Source organism: Falsiroseomonas sp. E2-1-a4, assembly GCF_051433165.1.
Classification (GTDB): domain Bacteria; phylum Pseudomonadota; class Alphaproteobacteria; order Acetobacterales; family Acetobacteraceae; genus Falsiroseomonas.
Map to the genome: position 1 here is coordinate 105,192 of NZ_JBHMFS010000004.1, position 13,547 is coordinate 118,738.

At 68.3% G+C, this 13,547-nt stretch carries 13 protein-coding genes; 3 read left to right on the top strand and 10 right to left on the bottom strand.

The window, feature by feature from the left end; translation table 11 throughout:
• Positions 1 to 50 precede the first annotated feature (50 nt).
• Complete coding sequence (locus ACFHNC_RS06020; protein ID WP_437168316.1) at positions 51 to 737, top strand: hypothetical protein; 687 nt, start codon at positions 51 to 53, stop codon at positions 735 to 737.
• Positions 738 to 741: 4 nt separating this feature from the next.
• Here the strand turns inward: ACFHNC_RS06020 and ACFHNC_RS06025 are convergent, their stop codons facing one another.
• From ACFHNC_RS06025 to tcuA, 7 genes are all read right to left on the bottom strand, one after another.
• Positions 742 to 1,665, bottom strand: coding sequence for a 3-keto-5-aminohexanoate cleavage protein (locus ACFHNC_RS06025; RefSeq protein WP_305668799.1), 924 nt, complete (start codon positions 1,663 to 1,665; stop codon positions 742 to 744).
• Complete coding sequence (locus ACFHNC_RS06030) at positions 1,662 to 2,603, bottom strand: 3-hydroxyacyl-CoA dehydrogenase (RefSeq protein WP_437168317.1); 942 nt, start codon at positions 2,601 to 2,603, stop codon at positions 1,662 to 1,664. Before ACFHNC_RS06030 ends, ACFHNC_RS06025 begins: the two co-directional genes overlap by 4 nt.
• A 75-nt stretch (positions 2,604 to 2,678) precedes the next feature.
• Positions 2,679 to 2,876, bottom strand: coding sequence for a hypothetical protein (locus tag ACFHNC_RS06035; protein WP_437168318.1), 198 nt, complete (start codon positions 2,874 to 2,876; stop codon positions 2,679 to 2,681).
• A 135-nt stretch (positions 2,877 to 3,011) separates the two neighbouring features.
• Positions 3,012 to 5,294, bottom strand: coding sequence for a DUF3141 domain-containing protein (locus ACFHNC_RS06040; protein ID WP_437168319.1), 2,283 nt, complete (start codon positions 5,292 to 5,294; stop codon positions 3,012 to 3,014).
• Between the two features lie 80 nt (positions 5,295 to 5,374).
• Entirely contained in the window at positions 5,375 to 5,983 is a 609-nt protein-coding gene (locus tag ACFHNC_RS06045; protein ID WP_437168320.1) for a glutathione S-transferase family protein, read from the bottom strand.
• Between the two features lie 12 nt (positions 5,984 to 5,995).
• On the bottom strand, positions 5,996 to 7,141 hold the full coding sequence (gene tcuB, locus ACFHNC_RS06050) for a tricarballylate utilization 4Fe-4S protein TcuB (RefSeq protein WP_437168321.1): 1,146 nt from the start codon (positions 7,139 to 7,141) through the stop codon (positions 5,996 to 5,998).
• Entirely contained in the window at positions 7,128 to 8,525 is a 1,398-nt protein-coding gene (gene tcuA / locus ACFHNC_RS06055; RefSeq protein ID WP_437168322.1) for an FAD-dependent tricarballylate dehydrogenase TcuA, read from the bottom strand. Before tcuA ends, tcuB begins: the two co-directional genes overlap by 14 nt.
• Positions 8,526 to 8,590: 65 nt before the next feature.
• Here tcuA and ACFHNC_RS06060 point away from each other — a divergent pair, with 65 nt between their 5' ends.
• Both ACFHNC_RS06060 and ACFHNC_RS06065 read left to right on the top strand, forming a co-directional pair.
• Positions 8,591 to 9,310: a GntR family transcriptional regulator gene (locus tag ACFHNC_RS06060; protein ID WP_437168323.1), complete on the top strand. Its 720-nt coding sequence runs from the start codon at positions 8,591 to 8,593 to the stop codon at positions 9,308 to 9,310.
• 63 nt (positions 9,311 to 9,373) lie between these two features.
• Positions 9,374 to 9,838 (top strand): YidB family protein, encoded by a 465-nt coding sequence (locus ACFHNC_RS06065; RefSeq protein WP_437168324.1) that lies wholly within the window; start codon positions 9,374 to 9,376, stop codon positions 9,836 to 9,838.
• A gap of 14 nt (positions 9,839 to 9,852) precedes the next feature.
• Here the strand turns inward: ACFHNC_RS06065 and ACFHNC_RS06070 are convergent, their stop codons facing one another.
• The 3 genes from ACFHNC_RS06070 to ACFHNC_RS06080 are packed head-to-tail and all read right to left on the bottom strand — an operon-like array spanning position 9,853 to position 13,520.
• Complete coding sequence (locus ACFHNC_RS06070) at positions 9,853 to 11,628, bottom strand: ABC transporter transmembrane domain-containing protein (RefSeq protein WP_437168325.1); 1,776 nt, start codon at positions 11,626 to 11,628, stop codon at positions 9,853 to 9,855.
• 57 nt (positions 11,629 to 11,685) lie between these two features.
• Positions 11,686 to 12,963 carry a TRAP transporter large permease gene (locus ACFHNC_RS06075; RefSeq protein WP_437168326.1) on the bottom strand — a complete coding sequence of 426 codons (1,278 nt, stop codon included), beginning with the start codon at positions 12,961 to 12,963 and terminating at the stop codon, positions 11,686 to 11,688.
• Positions 12,964 to 13,004: 41 nt separating this feature from the next.
• Positions 13,005 to 13,520 (bottom strand): TRAP transporter small permease, encoded by a 516-nt coding sequence (locus ACFHNC_RS06080; RefSeq protein WP_437168327.1) that lies wholly within the window; start codon positions 13,518 to 13,520, stop codon positions 13,005 to 13,007.
• Positions 13,521 to 13,547 lie beyond the last annotated feature (27 nt).

Below are 13,547 nucleotides of genomic sequence, written 5' to 3' on the forward strand. Positions count from 1 at the left end.
GCCGCGCCCGGTTAATCTGCGCCGCACATGGCAGCCAGGAATGACAGCCGATGAGCGGAAGCACCCAGCCCGCCGCCGGGGATTTCACCCCGCCGGCGGAATCGAACGGCATCACCGACCTGATCAACAACTCATCGAACACCGGGCGGGAGGTGGCGCAGACCATCGCCTCCGAAACGCTGAGTCGCGTCATCGAGCGTGGCGCCGGGGAGGCGGGGCGGCTCGGCCTGCGAGGCGCGGCGGGCGGGCTGGCGGGCGCCCTGGTGCAGCCGGCGGTTTGGGTCCTGTCCGGGCGGGCGCCGCAGCCGGGCGATGTGGAATTGTGGGGGCTGGGGACCATCGTCTCGCTCGCCGGCGGCGCCATCGGCTCCGGCGCCACCATGGTGACGGGCGTAGTGAAGGCGCTGGTCGAGGATCATGAGGACGGCATCATCGCGACCGCCGTGGCGAATGAGCCGGCGCGCTACCGGCCCTTCATCCGCTCCGTCCGCAACTACGGCATGTCCGGGCGCGGCATCGTGGCGATGACCATCGCCAACCATGGCGGCGTCACTTGGCGGGTCGGGCCGGCGACCTGGGTGTACATCACGGATGCCACCGGGAAGCTGGTCTGCGACTACCGCCCCGCCTATGCGATGGAGATCTACGCGCCGACGCTGCCCTTGCGGATCGTCGGCCGGCAATATGGCGAGATCACCTATCGCTGGTCATCGCGCAACGGGAACATCCACGGCTGATCCCTCAGAAATTCACCCGGTCGCCGCCCTTCAGCGACAGCATCTCCCGCGCCTCCTCCGGTGTGGCGACGGACAGGCCCAGCCCCTCGATGATCTGCCGCGCGCTGCGGACCTGTTCGGCATTGCTGCGCGCCAGGCGGCCGGGGCCGCCCCACAGGCTGTCTTCCAGGCCCACGCGAATGTTGCCGCCCATCGCTGCGGCCATGGCGGCAATAGGCAACTGGTTGCGGCCGGCGCCGAGGACGGACCAGCGGTAGCTGTCACCGAACAGCCGGTCCGCCGTGCGCTTCATGTGCATGACGTCCTCAGGATGCGCGCCGATGCCGCCCTGCAGGCCGAACACCGTCTGGATGAACAGCGGCGCCTTCACCAGCCCCTGATCGAGAAAATATTTCAGATTGTAGAGGTGGGAGGTGTCGTAGCACTCGAACTCGAAGCGCGTGTTGTTCTCCGAGCATGTCTTCAGGATGTACTCGATGTCGCCAAATGTATTGCGGAACAGGATGTCCTTGTTGGCCAGGTAGGGCTGTTCCCAATCATGCTGGAAATCCTTGAAGCGGTTCAGCATGCCGAACAGGCCGAAATTCATCGAGCCCATGTTCAGCGACGCGACCTCCGGCGCGAAGCTCGCCGCCGGCTTCACCCGCTGCTCGATCGTCATGGTCGGCGCGCCGCCGGTGGTGATGTTGATCACGCAGTCGCTGCGCTGCTTGATGACGCGCAGGAAGGGCGCAAAGGCCTCCGGCGACTGGTCCGGGCGGCCATCCACCGGATCGCGGGCGTGCAGATGGACGATGGCGGCGCCGGCCTCCGCCGCGCCGATCGCGGCATCGGCGATCTGTTCCGCGGTGATCGGCAGATGCGGCGACATGCTCGGCGTGTGGATCGCGCCGGTGACGGCGCAGGTGATGATGACTTTCCGGCTCATGCCTCTCCAACCTCCTTCTTGTGGGCGGCCAGGGCGGCCAGCCGTGCGTCGCGCCTTGCGCTGCGGGTGGCGATCTCCGCTCGGTCGGGCGTTTCGCCCCATTGCTCCATGATGCCTGCGATCCCGGCCGCACCGAAGACCTCCGAGCCCGGCGGTGCCGCGGCGATTCGGCCATAGAAGGGGCCGTAGCGCGCGCAGTAATCGGGGATGCCGCCCGGGGCGTTCAGCTCGATGGTCGCGAAGGGGCCGAGGAAGGACCAGCGCAGGCCGAGTCCCTCCGCCACCGTCGTGTCCAGGTCCTGCGGCGAGACATAGCCTTCCTGCACGAGTCGAAAAGCCTCGGCCAGCAGGGCGCCCTGCAGGCGGTTCAGCACGAAACCCTCGATCTCCCGCTTCACCGTGATCGGCGCCTGGCCGATGCCGGTGAAGATTTTTCGCGCACGCGCGATGGTTTCCGGCGCGGTCCAGGGCGCGCCCGAAAGTTCCACCACCGGCACCAGATGCGGCGGGTTGACCGGGTGGGCCACCAGGCAGCGGGCGCGGCCGGCCAGGCCCTCGGTGAAGACGGAGGCCGGAATGGCGCTGGTGGAGGACGCCAGGATGCAATCCGGCGCGGCCAGGAAATCCAGTTCCGCGAAGATGGCGCGCTTGGTCGCGGCATCCTCCGGCCCGTTTTCCTGTACGAATTCGGCGCCGGCCAGCGCCTCCGTCAGGCTGTGGGCGACGCTGATGCGGCCGGCGGCGGCCTCCGGGTCATCGCACAGCCCATGCCGGGCCAGTTCCTGAAGACCTGCCAGGCACAGGCCCGGCGCGGCTTCCAACGCGGTGGGGGAGGGGTCGTGCAGCGCGGCGCGCCAGCCGGCCCGGGCGAAGATCATGGCCCAGGCGCGGCCGATCAGCCCCGCCCCCACGATCGCAACCTTGCGCGTTTCCGCCATGTGCTAGCTCCCCGAAGGGGGCACGATAGAAGCCGTGCGGCGCCGCGCAATGCTGTTCCGTGCGCCGTCTCGCGCCTACCGCTCCCGGTCCAGGGCCTGCCACAGGCCGATGATGAGCTGGCGGGCATTGGCCTCATCCGTCGGCAGCCGCAACAGGCGGCCATCGCGGGCGACCAGGTGGATTTCCGCACCTTCGGCGGAGGTGAGCAGGGATGCGGCCACGAAATCGGGCGCGCGGGCAGTCCGGCCTGGGCCGGTGGGGTTCAGCAGCATTGGGTTGGCCCTCTTGCCTCGGCGCCGCAATTTTTGCGGCATTGGAATCCGGCGCGGGGGGGCACCGGATGCGAGGACATGATCCCACCTTGCCATTGCCCAGTGATGAATCCACCGGGCAATGAATCGCCGCGATCAGGCCGGTAGCAGCAGCCCCCGGAGCCGGGACAGCATGGCCAGGGCCGGCTCGCCCAACTCCTCCTCCGGCCCAGCCACATCCGCCACCGTCGCCAGGGCGCGGCGGCGGTCCTCGGCGGTGGCCAGCAGCTTCACCAGCGTGTCGAAGGCCTCGCCCGGCGCCATTTCCACCACCACGGTCTGTTCCCGGATCAGCGCCTGGCGGGCGGAGGCGGTGAGCTGCGCGAAGGGCTCCTCCGTCGTCAGCAGGGCGTTGGAGCGTGCCAGCCGGTTGCGCCGCACGCCGCCGCGGGCCTTGGCGAGCAGGATCATCATCCGCACCACCGCTTCCGCATAGCCACCTTCCGCCACCCGATCCAGCGCCGCGCGCACATCCGGCGTTTCGCCCGCCAGTTCCGGCGGCACATCGATGGTGGGTAGCTCGGAGGCGACGTTGAGCGCGGACAGGGTGCCGTAGACCGCGTGGAAGGCGGTTTCCTGCATGGAATCGCGCCAGTCGCGCCAGGAATCGATGCTGCGCTCGACGCTGTCGGCCCAGGCGCGTTCCATGGCGACGAAGGGGTTGTCGGGTGCCACCGGCTGGCGGTTCGCGCGCACCAGGTCGGCCATGGCGCCGAGCGGCTTCATCATCGGGTTGGCGTCGCTCACCAGGTAGCGGCGCGCCCGCATCGGGTTCATCTGGCGGCGCAGCTCGGCCGATTCCTCGGTGGCGAATTGGCGCACGATGGGGCTGGCGAACAGATCGTAGATCATCTGGTTCAGCGCGGAGATGCGCGCCACGGCCGGAAACGCCTCATTCTCCGCATCGGCGGAGAACACGCGGATATCGGCCACGGTCTTTTCCACCAGCTCCACCTGATAGCCGGTGTTCAGCCCGCTGCCGGCGGTGCCGGTGATGCGGAGTTCGTAAAGGCCGGGCGCCACGCTCTCGATCAGGTCGAGCGTATTGGCGATTTCCGTGTGTTCCTTGTTCGCCACCTTGCCGGAGACGAAGATGCCGAGATGGCCGATCTCGTCATGCACCAGGTAGATGATGGTCTGGCCGAGGGTCTTGATCTCCTGCTCGTCGCGATAGACGTCCGCGATCCAGCGCAGCGCCTGGCCGGGCGGGGTGATGTTGTCGCCGGCCGAGGCGAAGATCACGATCGGCGATTTCACCGAGCGCATGTTGAAGGATGCGCCCTTGCCGGCGGAGATCTCGCCGCGGGCGAATTTGTCGCCGATGAACAGGTTCTCGACGATCCAGCGGATCTCGTCGCGGGTCATCAGGAAGTAGCCGCCCCACCAGCGCTCGAACTCCAGGAAGCGCTCGGCCTCGGAGTCCACCTTCTCGTACAGGTTGTAGTATTTTCGGAACTTGGTGTTGCCGGGGGACAGGCTCTCGAAGTTGGAGACCAGGTTCGCGCCGTCGAAGGTGCCATTGCCGAGATCGGCCAGCAGCGCCGCGGGCCAGGACCCGCCGGCGAGGCCGCCAGTATAGCGCATCGGGTTGCGGCCCTTCTCGCCGGCCCAGTAGGACAGCGGCGCGCCGTTCAGCACCAGCGGGCCGGTCAGCTCAGGTTCGGACGCGCCGAGCATCATCACCGCCCAGCCGCCCTGGCAATTGCCGATGACCACCGGGCGCTGCGCCTCCGGGTGCAGCTCATGGATCTTGCGGAGGAAGATCGCCTCGGCCTCGGTGATGTCGAGGATGGTCTGGCCCGGCTCCGGGTCCCGGAAGAAGATCACGAAATAGACGGGATGGCCGCGGCGGAGCGCGACGCCCACCTGGCTGTCCGATTTGAAGCCGCCGATGCCCGCGCCATGGCCAGCGCGCGGGTCGATGATGACGAAGGGGCGCATGGCCGGATCGGCCTCCCGCACCCCCTCCGGCGGCTTGATGCGGACCAGGGCGTAGTTGCAGCGGCGCGGCAGGTGCCGGCCATCCACCACCATGTCCCATTCGAAGATCAACACCGGCGGGCAGCCGGCCTTCTCATGCGCGGTGAAGTCGTTGCCGGCCTGGCGCATCGTGTCCCAGAACAGGACGGAACGCTGCGAGGCATCCACTGCATAGGCCATGGCATCGGCCATCAGCGCGAAGGGCGAGCGGCCGAAGAAGGCGGAGCCGGTGGGGCCGGCGCCATCCATCACCTGGGGTGGGGCCAGCGCCGGGGCCATGGCGGCCATCTGCTTGCGGGCAACCTCACCCATCGCATGGGCCTGTTCCACGAAGCGGGTCAGGGCCTCAGTACCCCTGGCCATCAGCTCGCGCCCGGGGGGCGGGGTCTGCGCGTTCATCCGGTGCATCCTTGGATCGCCACTTTGGCGGCGCAGCATAGCGGGAAATGATGAACGGGGCACGCGGGGAAATCTTTCCCCTATTCCAGCCGCGCCCCCGCCGGCACCGCCATCCCCCGTTGCACCGCTGGCCGCTCACCCATCCGGCTGAACCAGGCGGCCAGATTCGGCGTCCCATCCAGCGTCCGCCCCGCCCAGCCATGCTTCGCCACCCAGGGATAGGCCGCGATATCGGCGATGGAGCAGGTGGCGCCGGCCAGATACGGCGCCTGCGCCAGCCGCGCATCCAGCAGTCGATAGACCCGGTCCACCAAAGCGGTGGTATGGGCGCGGGCGGCTTCCGGCTTCTCAGGCGCCAGTTCAGTCCAGTGATGCGCCTGGCCGGTAAAGGGGCCGAGCGAGGTCAGCGCCACCATCAGCCAGGACAGGGTGGTGGCCCGATCCTCCCCCAGCAGCAGGCCGTGGCGCTCCGCCAGATGCAGCAGGATGGAGCCGCTTTCGAAGATCGGGCGCCCATCCTCCACCAGGATGGGGATTTTTCCGTAGGGGTTCAGCGCCAGGATCTCGGGCGCGAATTGCTGGCGGGCGCGGATGTTCACGCCGGTCACGCCGTATTCCAGGCCGCATTCCTCCAGCATGATGGAGACGCGCTGGGAATTGGGCGTCGCCCAGCCGTAGAAATGCCGCATGGACCAGTCCCCTCAGGCGGGCCGCTTCTCCCGCGCATTCCGCAGCAGGGCGATGCCGCGATAGATGCCGTGCACCATCTTCGAATAGGGCAGCACCACGAACAGCGCGAGCACCAGGCCGAAATGCAGCGCCAGCATGATGCCCATGGCGCCGGTGTGGCGGATGGCCAGCAGCAGCAGCCCGGTGGAGCCGATCAGGAACAGCAGGCCGAGCAGCGCATACTCGCCCCCCATCAGCTTCCGCGCCACCGGCGCCGGGTCCGTCACGGTCTTCACCCAGAGCAGCCCTGCCGTGCCGATGCACAGCAGCACGCCGCCCCAGGTGCCGAGCTGGACGGGCAGGGACAGGAAGGCATGCGGCGAATGCCAGCCGAATACGTGGTGGTACACCGCACCCGTGCTGGTGGCGGCGAAGCACAGCATGAAGCCGAAGAACATCGCCTGGTGCAGCCAGCGCCGATGCTGGGCGAAGCTGTCGTCGAAATCATTGCAGCCATGCCCGCCGCCGCCGAGGTTCCGCAGCGTCAGCACATCCACCGCCGCATCCACCGCCGGCTGTGGCTGGAAGCTGCCGCCCATGCCGCCGGTGCCGCGCCAGTAGCGATAGGCGCCCATGGCCATTGCGACCACCGCGAAGCCGAAGCTGGCGCCGGCCAGCAGGTTGATCAGCCAGAGCGGGATGATGCGGAAGAAGGCGCCGGTGCCAGTCTGGGCGGAGAACAGTACCGCCGGATCGCGCAGCGCCACCGTCAGCACCAGCGCCAACGTCACGAAAATGGTCGTCGCCGCCACCAGCAGCGTGCCGTTGCGGTCGAACAGCTTGCCCATGCCGGTGGGCCAGGCGAATTCGGCGTAGCTTTCCTGCCGCACCGTCGCGAAGGTCGCCGGGATGTTGATGCCGAAGGCATGCGGCGGCGCGTACTGGCAGGCGTGGAAGCAGCCCTTGCAGTTGTGGCAAAGGTTGGCGAGGTGGGTCAGGTCCGCCTTCTCGAATTCCCGCCGCGCGGCCATGGCCGGGAAGACGGCGCAATAGCCCTCGCAGTAGCGGCAGGCATTGCACACTGCCATCTGGCGGCGGGCATCCTGGTAGGCGTCCGATTCGATCTCGGTCGCTTCCTGCAACAGCAGGTCGAGCTTGCTCATTTCAGTTGCGGACATGGCGCGCCGCCTCCTCACCGGCCAGCCGCCCGAAGACGGTGCCGAGGGTCATACCGAAGCCGGCCAGGTAGCCCTGGCCCAGGATATTGCCGGACATGATCTCGCCGCTGGCGAACATGTTGGCGGAGGGCTTGCCATCCGCCATCAGCACCCGCGCCTTGTCGTTCACCTTCACGCCGAGGAAGGTGAAGGTGATGCCGGGTCGCAGCGGGTAGGCGTAGTAGGGCGGCGTGTCGATGCGCCGCGCCCAGTGGCTTTTGGGTGGGACGAGGCCCTCCGTCCGGCAATCATCCGGCACCATGGGCTGGAAGGTGCCGGGGCGGACGGCGGCGTTGAAATCGGCGACCACCTTTTCCAGCTTGCCGGCATCGAAGCCGGCCTGGGCGGCAATCTCCGCGATGCTGTCGGCCTTGTAGGGCGGATAGACGCTGGGCAGAAAGTTCATCACCGCCTTGCTGTCGGTGACGGCCAGCGCGATCTGGTCGGGCTGCTGGGCTATCAGGCGGCCCCAGATGGCGTAGCGCTTCGGCCAGACATCCTCGCCCTCATCGTAGAAGCGCTTCACATCGCGGTTCACCACCAGGCTGAACGGCACGCAATCCAGCCGCATGGCCAGGCCGCCATCCTCCATCGGGGCGCGGGCGTCATTGGCCACGGCGTGGAACTGGGTGGGGTCGCCCACCTGCTGCACGCCCTGCGCCAGCAGATCCTTCAGCACCGCGCCCTGGGCATAGGGGGTGCCGCGGATCTGGAAATTATCGGCCGCATCGCCCCAATACTCCCGCAGCCAATTGCGATTGGCCTGAAAGCCGCCGCTGGCCGCGACCAGCGCCTTGAAGCGGATGCGCTGCGGAAAGCCGCAATGGGAGATGATGGCCTCGCTGGCGAAGCCGTCATCCACCTGGATGTGGTGCACCTCCGTATCCGTCAGCGTGACGATGCCGAGCTTCGCCGCCTCCCGGTACAGCGCATTCACCAGCGCCTTGCCGCCGCCGAGGAAGAAGGCGTTGGTGCGGGACAGGGACAGCGTGCCGGAGAGCGAGGGCTGGAACACCACGCCGCAGCTCGCCAGGAAATCCGGCGCGTGCTGGCTGGCGCGGATGCACATCCGGGCGAGGTCCTCATTCGTCTTGCCGCCGGTGACGCGGTTGAGGTCGTCCCAGTACTCCTCCTCCAGGTAGCTGTCGGTCAGCACCTTGGTGGGCTCGGGATGCAGCGCGCGGAGGTTGCGGGTGTGGCGCGAATTGCCGCCGCGCATCGGCGGCGGGGAGGCTTCGCACAGGATGACGGAGGCGCCGGCCCGGCGCGCGGTGATGGCGGCACAGAGCGCGGCATTGCCGCCGCCGACCACCAGCACGTCATAAAGGCGCGCGAAATCCGGCACTGTTGGGTTCTCCCGTGGAACTGGCGCATTCTTGTATCCACTCGTATCCACTGATGTCCAGTCGGTTGTTCCATTCCGCGAGCCGCCTGCGCTACACCCCTGGCATGGACCAGCCGCCCCCGCCTCGTGATCTCGGCCAGGAAGCCTATGGCCGCATCCGCGCCGCCATTCGCGAAGGTGCGCTGGCGCCCGGCTTTCGGGTGACGGAGACGGACCTCGCCGCCCGCTTCGGCGTCTCCCGCACCCCGGTCCGGCAGGCCATCGCGCGGCTGGAGTCGGAGGGGCTGCTGACCCACGAACCGCGCCGCGGCCTGAGCGTGACCCGCCCGGACCACCAGCAGGTGGTGGAACTGTACGTGATGCGGGAGGAGCTGGAGGGCGCCGCCGCGCGCCTCGCCGCCCAGCACGCCAGCCCGACCGAGATCGGCGCCATGGCCGAGCTGATCGCCAGCGAACCGGCTCTGTTCACCGATGCGCGCGCCCTGGCCGAGACCAACCAGCGCCTCCACGGCCTGTTGTACCTCGCCGCCCACAACCGCTACCTGCTGCGCAGCCTTGAGCTGATTTCCGCCACCATGGCCCTGCTGCCCAGCCTGCTGACCGTAGCCGGGCGGGCGGAGGCGGCGCATGCCGAGCACCAGGCGATCCTCGCCGCGCTGCGGGCACGCGATGGCGCGGCGGCGGAGGCCGCCAGCCGTGCCCATGCCCAGGCGGCACAGCGCCACCGTCTGGCCTGGCTGGTGCGGACCGTGGGCGTGCCCTTCGCCGCACCGGGCGCGGATTGACGGCACAGGCCGGAACTCCGGCCTCGCCGCGGGGTTCTGCTCGCCCATAATCCGGAGCGAAACATGAGCCGCGGCTTCCCCTCCATGACGGCCCTGCTGGGCGTGCTGGCCGTCCTCGGCTACCAGAATCGCGACAAGCTTTCCGAAATGCTGAACGGCGCCAAGGGTGCGGGCGGGCAGGCGCCGGCTGGGCAGGGCGGGCTTCAGGGCATGCTGGGCGGATTGCTCGGCGGCAGCGCGGCCTCCGGCGGGCTGAGTGGCGGGCTGCGGGACCTGCTGGACCGCTTCCGCCAATCCGGCGAGGGCGAGACGGCCGAGTCCTGGGTTCGCCAGGGCCCGAACCAGGATTTGGCGCCCGATCGCCTCGAACGCGCCATTGGCGCCGAGACCCTGGATGAATTGACCCGCCAGACCGGCCTTTCGCGCCAGGAACTGCTGGCCCGGCTGGCCCGCGACCTGCCGAAGACGGTGGACGAGTGCACCCCCGGCGGCTGCCTGCCGGACGAGGAGCCGCCGCGCCGGGCGTAAGTAGCCGTCTGGCTTCAGGCTACTTCCTGGAACTGCAAGGCGGCGAGGCGGGCATAGAGCCCGCCCGCCCGCACCAGCGCGTCATGCGTGCCCACCGCGACGATGCGCCCGGCTTCCATCACCACGATCCGGTCGGCCTTCCGCACCGTGGCCAGGCGATGCGCCACCACCAGCGTGGTGCGGCCCTGGGACAATGCCTCCAGCGCCCTCTGCACCGATTGCTCGGATTCCGCATCCAGCGCGCTGGTCGCTTCATCCAGCAGCAGGATGGGCGGGTCGCGCAGGATGGCGCGTGCGATGGCGATGCGCTGGCGCTGGCCGCCCGAAAGCGTCACGCCGCGGGCGCCGAGATGGGTGGCGTAGCCCTGCGGCAGCTTGCGGATGAACTCATCCGCCGCCGCGGCCACCGCGGCCGCTTCCACCTCCGCATCCGAGGCACCAAGGCGGCCGTAGCGGATGTTCTCCGCGACGGAGGTGGAGAAGATCGCCGGGTCCTGCGGCACCAGCCCGAGGCGGCCGCGCAGCGCCGCGGGGTCCGCCTGCGCCACATCGACCCCATCCACCAGCACGCGGCCAAATTGCGGGTCGTAGAAGCGCAGCAACAGCTGGAACACCGTGGTCTTGCCGGCGCCGGAGGGGCCGACCAGCGCCACCGTCTCCCCCGGCTCCACCACCAGGGAGAAATCCTCAAGCGCGTTCTGGGCGGGGCGGGTGGGGTAGGCGAAGTGGATGTTCTCGAAGGCGACGCGCCCCTGCGCCGGCTCCGGCAGCGCCGTGGGTCTCGCCGGGACGGGAATGTCCGGGCGGGCGGCGAGCAGTTCCAGCAGCCGGTCCGCGGCCGCGCCGGCGCGCTGGATCTCGCCCCACAGCTCGCTCATCGAGGCGCCGGAGGAAGCCAGCAGCACGGCGTAGAAGACGAAGGCGGTCAACTCGCCCCCCGTCATCCGCCCTGCCACCACGTCATGCCCGCCGACCCAGAGGCTGAAGGTGATGGCGCCGAAGCCCAGCAGGATCACCGCCAGGATCAGAAAGCCGCGGGAGGCGATGCGCCGCAGCGCCGCGGCGACCGAGCCTTCCACCTCGCGCGAAAAGCGCCGGCGGTCTTCCGGCTCATGGGTGAAGGCCTGCACGATCCGAAGGCCGTTCAGTGCCTCCTCCGCCGTCGCCGCCAGATCCGCCACGCGTTCCTGCGCCACCTTGGACAGGCGGCGTTCGCGCCTTCCGAACACCACCAGCGGCACGATCACCAGCGGCAGCACGGCCAGCACGATGCCGGCCAGCTTGGCGCTGGTCGCCAGCAGCATGGCCAGCGCGCCGAGGCCGGTCAGCGTGTTGCGCAGCCCCATGGAGATGGCGGAGCCGATGAGCGATTGCAGCAGCGCCACATCCGCCGTCATGCGGGACAGGATGTCGCCGGTGCGCGCCGTCTCGAAATAGCTGGGCGACAGCGACAGCACATGGTTGAAGACCCGCCGCCGCAGGTCGGCGGCCACCCGCTCCCCCAGCCAGGACACCAGGTAGAAGCGTGCGGAGGTCGCGACCGCGAGCAGCGCCACCACGCTGCCCATGAAGATCGCCGCCTGGTCCAGCGCCGTGGCGCCGCCGGCGAAGCCATTGTCGATCAGATGCCGCAGACCCTGGCCCAGCGCCAGCGTCAGGCCGGATGCCGCAATCAGCGCAAAGCCGGCAGCGAGGGCGCGGGAGAGGTAGGGCCGCAGATGCGGCAGCAGCAACCCCAGGGAGGCGACGGGTGCGGCAGCGGGCGGGCGGGGGGAGGGGTCGGTCGTCACCCCCGGTAAATGCGCCCCGCTCCGCCGTTCCGCAACCGCGCCGCGATCCCCCCTGGGCTACTCCATGAACCCGGGCTCCAGGAAGCGCGGGATCATCAGCGCCATGTCGGGCCAAAGGATCAGCAGGATCAGCACCAGCAACATCGGCACCAGCATGATGATCACATCCTTCAGCACATCCACCAGCCGCAGTCCCGCGATGGAACAACAGATCAGCAGGCATAGCCCATAGGGTGGCGTCACCAGCCCGAAGGCGAGGGAGACGATGCTGATCATCGCGAAATGCACGGGGTGGATGCCTGCCGCCGCCGCAATCGGCTGCAGGATGGTGCCGACGATGATGATGGCCGGGATCGCATCCAGGAAGCAGCCCACCACCAGGAAGGTGGCGGCGATGAAGAACCCGGCTGCGATCGGACCCATATCCCAGGCAGAAACGCCGGCCAGCAGCGCCTGCGGAATCTGATAGAAGGCCATCAGCCAGCCAAAGACGCTGGCGGTGCCGACGCAGAACAGCGTGATGGCGGCGAAGCGGCCGGTGCGGCTGAAGGCGTCATACAGCGCGCGCATGTCCATCTTGCGATAGACCAGCAGCGACAGCGCCAGCGCGTAGAGCACCGCTATGCAGGCGGCTTCCGTGGGCGTGAACCAGCCGAAGATCTTGCCGCCGATGATGATGAAGGGCGTCATCAGGGCGGGGATCGAGATGAACAGCGCGTAGGCGAGTTCGCTCCAGCTCGCCTTGGGGTAGGTCGGGTAGTTGCGGATCTTCGAATAGACGTGGACGGTGCCCATCTGCGACATCGCCAGCATCAGCCCGGGCAGGATGCCCGCCAGGAACAGTGCGCCGATCGAGGTGGTCAGCACGCCGCCCCAGACGATCATCAGGATCGAGGGCGGGATGACCACGGCGAGCACGGAGGACACCGCCGTGATGGCGACCGAGAAGCTCGGCGAATAGCCTTCCTTGATCTGCGCCTCAATGAAGACGCGCCCCTGGCTCGCGGCATCCGCGGTGGAACTGCCGGAGATGCCGGCGAAGAACACGGACAGCACCACGTTGATCTGCGCCAGCCCGCCCGGAAGGTGCCCGACCATGGAGCGTGACAGCGTGACCAATCGGTCCGTGATGCCGCCCGCGGTCATCAGGTTGGCGGCCAGCAGGAAGAAGGGCACCGCCAGCAGGATGAAGGAATTGTAGGAGTTGAACGTCTCCTGCACCAAGATCATCGGCCAGAGGCGGTCTTCCAGGATGAAGGCCGGCAGGCAGGCGATGCCCAGCGAGACCGCCACCGGCACGCGCAGCGCCAGCAGGGCGAAGAAAATACCGAACATGATCCACGCGGCTTCGCCCGTGGCCAACACATTGCCGCCCATTAGGACTCCGCCTTCTCACCGTGCAGCAGGATCTGCAAATCGTCCCACACACGTTCACCGGCGAAGATCACCCAGGTGACGCCGGCGATCGGCCAGGCCATGTGAATCGTCCAGAGCGGCAGTTCTGCCAGCTCGCTGATCCGGAACCAGGCGGTATCGGTGAATTCCCAGCCATAGACGATGAAGACGTAGGCGAGGCCGAGCACGAACAGCGAAGCCAGGATGTCCATCGCCGCCTTGGCGCGACCGCGCAGGTTGTGGAACAGGTCCACGTTGAAATGCGTACCCTCCCGCACCCCGATCATGCCGCCGATCATGATCATCCAGACCAGCAGGAAGCGTGACAGCTCCTCGGTCCAGATGTAGCGCGGAATCCATTCCACGAAGCGCGCGAAGATTTGCATCGTCACCGGCAGGATGATGGCGACGACCGTCAGCACCAGCAGGATTTCGAGTATTCGCGCATAGATCGCGGTGATGCGGCGGAACAATCCGCGCGCGCCTTGGGGCGGCATGCGGGTGGGTATCCTTCGCTTGTGGGG

Bases quoted from the DNA above. Each gene is read 5' to 3' on its own strand.
- ACFHNC_RS06020 (WP_437168316.1), top strand. From the start codon at position 51: ATGAGCGGAAGCACCCAGCCCGCCGCCGGGGATTTCACCCCGCCGGCG.
- ACFHNC_RS06025 (WP_305668799.1), bottom strand. From the start codon at position 1,665: ATGAGCCGGAAAGTCATCATCACCTGCGCCGTCACCGGCGCGATCCAC.
- ACFHNC_RS06030 (WP_437168317.1), bottom strand. From the start codon at position 2,603: ATGGCGGAAACGCGCAAGGTTGCGATCGTGGGGGCGGGGCTGATCGGC.
- ACFHNC_RS06035 (WP_437168318.1), bottom strand. From the start codon at position 2,876: ATGCTGCTGAACCCCACCGGCCCAGGCCGGACTGCCCGCGCGCCCGAT.
- ACFHNC_RS06040 (WP_437168319.1), bottom strand. From the start codon at position 5,294: ATGAACGCGCAGACCCCGCCCCCCGGGCGCGAGCTGATGGCCAGGGGT.
- ACFHNC_RS06045 (WP_437168320.1), bottom strand. From the start codon at position 5,983: ATGCGGCATTTCTACGGCTGGGCGACGCCCAATTCCCAGCGCGTCTCC.
- tcuB (WP_437168321.1), bottom strand. From the start codon at position 7,141: ATGTCCGCAACTGAAATGAGCAAGCTCGACCTGCTGTTGCAGGAAGCG.
- ACFHNC_RS06065 (WP_437168324.1), top strand. From the start codon at position 9,374: ATGAGCCGCGGCTTCCCCTCCATGACGGCCCTGCTGGGCGTGCTGGCC.
- ACFHNC_RS06075 (WP_437168326.1), bottom strand. From the start codon at position 12,963: ATGTTCGGTATTTTCTTCGCCCTGCTGGCGCTGCGCGTGCCGGTGGCG.
- ACFHNC_RS06080 (WP_437168327.1), bottom strand. From the start codon at position 13,520: ATGCCGCCCCAAGGCGCGCGCGGATTGTTCCGCCGCATCACCGCGATC.